At 70.0% G+C, this 4,389-nt stretch carries 4 protein-coding genes; 1 reads left to right on the top strand and 3 read right to left on the bottom strand.

Annotated features, from left to right (window positions below):
* Window positions 1-88 precede the first annotated feature (88 nt).
* From gltX to ACFU7Z_RS36870, 3 genes are all read right to left on the bottom strand, one after another.
* Window positions 89-1,588 (bottom strand): glutamate--tRNA ligase, encoded by a 1,500-nt coding sequence (gltX, locus tag ACFU7Z_RS36860; RefSeq protein WP_380782435.1) that lies wholly within the window; start codon window positions 1,586-1,588, stop codon window positions 89-91.
* Entirely contained in the window at window positions 1,581-2,381 is an 801-nt protein-coding gene (locus tag ACFU7Z_RS36865) for a fumarylacetoacetate hydrolase family protein (RefSeq protein WP_049658604.1), read from the bottom strand. The genes gltX and ACFU7Z_RS36865 overlap by 8 nt, the downstream gene beginning before the upstream one ends.
* A 233-nt stretch (window positions 2,382-2,614) precedes the next feature.
* Window positions 2,615-2,833, bottom strand: a complete 219-nt coding sequence (locus ACFU7Z_RS36870) for a hypothetical protein (RefSeq protein WP_049658602.1) — start codon at window positions 2,831-2,833, stop codon at window positions 2,615-2,617.
* A gap of 638 nt (window positions 2,834-3,471) precedes the next feature.
* Here ACFU7Z_RS36870 and ACFU7Z_RS36875 point away from each other — a divergent pair.
* Window positions 3,472-4,389: nitrate- and nitrite sensing domain-containing protein (locus ACFU7Z_RS36875; protein ID WP_380782437.1), on the top strand; the 918-nt coding region annotated here is incomplete at its 3' end.

The raw sequence follows: 4,389 nt of genomic DNA on the forward strand, positions 1-4,389 counted from the left end.
CGGCACGAGGCCGGGCCCGCGGCCTGCTCGGCGGCCCATGGAGGGCCGGTCCGGCAGGGATCCGTCAGAGAGCGTCCAGGAGGGCGCCTCAGGCGGCCGGGAGGGCGTCCAGGGCGGCACGCAGCCGCCGCAGCGTCTCCGGGCGGCCCAGCAGCTCCATGGACTCGAACAGCGGCGGGGAGACCCGTCGGCCGGTGACGGCCACCCGCAGCGGCGTGAAGGCGAACTTGGGCTTGATGCCCAGCCCCTCCACCAGCGCCTCGCGCAGCGCGGCCTGGATCGGCTCCGGGGTGAAGTCCGCGAGCTCCTCCAGCGCCTTGATGCTGGCCTCCAGCACCGGGCGGGAGTCCGCGGTCAGCACCTTGGCGGCGTCGTCCGGGTCGAGGGCGAACTTCTCCGGCGCCACGAACAGGAAGCCGGCCATGTTCACGATCTCGCTCAGCACGACCATCCGCTCCTGGGTGAGCGGCGCCACCTTGGCGAGCAGGTCCAGCTGCTCGGCGGTGGGCTCGGCCGGCAGCAGCTCGGCGCCCTGGAGGAAGGGCACCAGGCGGCGGACGAAGTCCTCCGGGGCCAGCCGGCGGACGTGCTCGGCGTTGATCGCCTCGCACTTCTTCAGGTCGAAGCGGGCCGGGTTGGCGTTCACCTTGGCGACGTCGAAGGCGGCGACCATCTCGTCCATGTCGAACAGGTCGCGGTCCTCGGCCAGCGACCAGCCCAGCAGGGACAGGTAGTTGAGCAGGCCCTCGCGGATGAAGCCGCGCTCGCGGTACAGGTTGAGCGAGGACTGCGGGTCGCGCTTGGAGAGCTTCTTGTTGCCCTCGCCCATCACGTACGGCAGGTGGCCGAAGCGCGGGGTGGTGCCGTCGCCGACGCCGATCTCGGCGAGCGCGGCGTACAGCGCGATCTGCCGCGGGGTGGAGGACAGCAGGTCCTCGCCGCGCAGCACGTGGGTGATGCCCATCAGGGCGTCGTCCACCGGGTTGACCAGGGTGTACAGCGGGGCGCCGTTGGCCCGGACGATGCCGTAGTCCGGCACGTTCTCCGGCTCGAAGGTGAGCGTGCCGCGCACCAGGTCGTCGAAGGAGAGGGTCTTGTCGGGCATCCGGAAGCGCAGGATCGGCTCGCGCTTCTCCAGCTTGTAGACGGCGACCTGCTCGTCCGTCAGCTCGCGGCAGTGGCCGTCGTAGCCGGAGGGCTTGCCGGCCGCGCGGGCGGCCTCGCGGCGGGCGTCCAGCTCCTCGGTGGAGCAGTAGCAGTGGTAGGCGTGGCCGGCCTCGTGCAGGCGGCGGGCGACATCGGCGTAGATGTCCATCCGCTGCGACTGCCGGTACGGCGCGTCCGGCCCGCCGACCTCGGGGCCCTCGTCCCAGTCCAGGCCGAGCCAGCGCATCGCGTCGAGCAGCTGGTTGTACGACTCCTCGGAGTCGCGGGCGGAGTCGGTGTCCTCGATCCGGAAGACCAGCTTGCCGCCGTTGTGGCGGGCGTAGGCCCAGTTGAACAGGGCCGTGCGGACCATGCCCACGTGGGGGTTGCCGGTCGGGGAGGGACAGAAGCGAACCCGGACGGCCGGGTCAGTGTTAGCCACGCTTGATCACCTTGTTGGTGAGAGTGCCGATGCCTTCGATGGAGACGGCGACCTCGTCGCCGACGTTGAGGGGGCCCACCCCTGCGGGCGTGCCGGTGAGGATGACGTCGCCGGGCAGCAGCGTCATGGCCTCGGAGATGTGGACGACCAGCTCGGCGACCGAGCGGACCATCAGGGAGGTGCGGCCGGTCTGGCGGAGCTCGCCGTTGACCGTGCAGGTGATCGCGAGGTCGCTCGGGTCGAGGTCGGTCTCGATCCACGGGCCCAGCGGGCAGGCCGTGTCGAAGCCCTTGGCCCGGGCCCACTGACCCTCGCGCTGCTGGACGTCCCGGGCGGTGACGTCGTTGGCGCAGGTGTAGCCGAGGATCACCTCGGGCACCCGGTCCAGCGGCACCTCGCGGCACATCCGGCCGATCACCACGGCGAGTTCGGCCTCGTGGTGGACGTCCGAGGAGAACGGCGGGTAGGCGATGCTCTCGGTCGGGCCGATCACCGAGGTGGACGGCTTGAAGAAGGTGAGCGGGACGTCCGGGACGTCGTTGCCCAGCTCCGCCGCGTGCGCCGCGTAGTTGCGGCCGACCGCCACGATCTTGTTCGGGAGCATCGGGCTGAGCAGCCGGACGTCCTGGAAGCGGTAGCTCTCGCCGGTGGGCTGGGGCTGGCCGAACGGGTGGCCGGCCAGCGCGTGGACGACCAGCGACTCGGGCCGGGAAGGGTCGCCCTCCACTACGCCGAAGGAGACGCTGCCGGCGGCAGGGCTCCCTTCCCGGACGGAAAACCTGGCAATGCGCACGGCTGGGCTACCCCTCGCTTCGTCGGCCGCCCGGGGCGCGCCCGGGCGCTGGTGGGCTCCCGCCCGCAGTGGGCGCGGCCCCGTCAATCGGCCTCCAGGCTATCGCGTGGGGCCCCGGCTGACCGCTTTGCCCCTGTTCAGGACGGTCGGGACGGAAGCGTGCCCCGTGCGACGCCGAGGGCGCCGCCGCCACCGGTGTGACGACGGCGCCCTCGGCGCGGTGCGGTGCGGGGTCAGTCCTGCGGGACGACGACCGGGGCGACCATCAGCTGGGTGCGGCGCGGGTTGGCCGTGGCGGCCGGCAGCTCGGTGCCGTAGGTCAGGACGTCCTCGGGCTTGCGGGCACCCGGGATCGTGCTGAAGTCCTCGACCGAGGCCAGCGTCGTCCGGCGCGGGTTCGCCGTGGGGCGGCAGGACAGCGTGGACTTGGTGGCGTTCTTCGCCTGGGACATCGAGAGCACCTCGTGGTCATGGCCTGGCCGACCGCGGCGGATCGGCACCGGCCTGATGGATTCCGATTGATTCGGAGGGGTTCTGGGCAGGCTGATCGGGGCCGTGCTCCGGAGACAGCCAGGTTACGAGATCTCATTCCATAGAGACCGTGACCAAAGCTACACATTAGACTGTGATTTTGCTCACAAATTGACGAGCAAAATGCAGATATCCGACATATCGTCGCTCCGGGACTTTCCGACATTCCGCCCGATAAGGGGCATTCCGGAAGGTCTGTGACTCTTCCCGATCCCGGGTCCGCTTGGCATGTATCCGGCGAGTGTCCGAAAAAGGCGGTATTCCGGTCCTGTTACCGCACAGTCAGTGAGGTCGCACAAGCGGTCGGTAGCGCCGGACGCCCGGTACCTGCGGCCCTTGTTGGGATTCCCCGGCTGTGCTGGAATGCGACGGACCGTGGGTAGGGAGTGGTCCACCCCGGTGCCCGCTCTCCCGGACCGGCCGGGGGGCGGATGGAAACTCGACACCGTCCAGGCCGTGGCGACGCGGCGGGACGCCCGGTCCAGAGGTTGCGACGCCAGTGCAGGGACGTTTCAAAAGGGGTAGCGGCGCCGCGGGGAACCCGGAGTCGCGCGAGCCTGTGGCAGCCCCCCAACAGGCGGCGGCCCCCGGCGGCCCGGCCGAGCCGGTGACACCCGAGGCCCTCGGGCGACCGGAGGAGGACGGGCAGGAGCGGAAGTCCGCCCGGGACAAGCTCCGGACCTCGCTGACCAGGCGCCGCGCCACCGGTCTGAACCGGCTCGCGATGCGCAACTGGCGCATCCGCACCCGACTGATCGCGCTGCTCGCCCTCCCCGTGATGGTCTCGCTGGTCCTCGGTGGCCTGCGCATCCAGACCTCGATGGAGAACTCGCAGCAACTCGCCCAGATGGCCAACCTGTCCGACCTGGCCAAGAAGGCGACCAACCTCGCGGACGCGCTGCAGACCGAGCGCGACATCAGCGCCGGCCCGATCACCCACGACCCGACCGCCCCGCTGGACGACGACATCGTCGCGGCCCGCAAGTCCACCGACGACCTGAGCCGCACCTTCACCGCGTCCTCCGACAAGTTCGAGAACCTCGAACTGTCCGGCGGCAAGGCGCTGTTGCTCCAGATCCGCAAGGACCTGAACTCGATCGCGGACACCCGCAGCCTGCCCTACCAGAACAACCAGAACATCCAGTCGACGATCACCGCCTACGACGTGATCATCCGAGACCTGCTGTCCATCACCCAGGACATCGCGCTCGCGTCGAACAACAAGGACCTGGTCGTCTCCACCCGCGCGCTCCAGCAGTTCTCGCTGGCGAAGAACGCGACCTCGCAGCAGCGGGCCCTGATCAGCGCCGCGCTCGCCAACCCGAAGACCCCGGACCTCAGCCCCAGCGACGAGTCCTTCGGTATCCGTCTGCGCAGCTCGTACGACAACGCGATCGCGAGCTTCAACAACATCTACACCGCGCACGACCTGGACAACCTGCGCAGCCAGCTGAGCTACAACTCGGTGGTCGCCGAC

The organism is Kitasatospora sp. NPDC057518 (genome assembly GCF_042802075.1).
GTDB lineage: Bacteria > Actinomycetota > Actinomycetes > Streptomycetales > Streptomycetaceae > Kitasatospora.

Coding starts and splice junctions, on each gene's coding strand:
- ACFU7Z_RS36870 (WP_049658602.1), bottom strand. CDS start 2,833: ATGTCCCAGGCGAAGAACGCCACCAAGTCCACGCTGTCCTGCCGCCCC.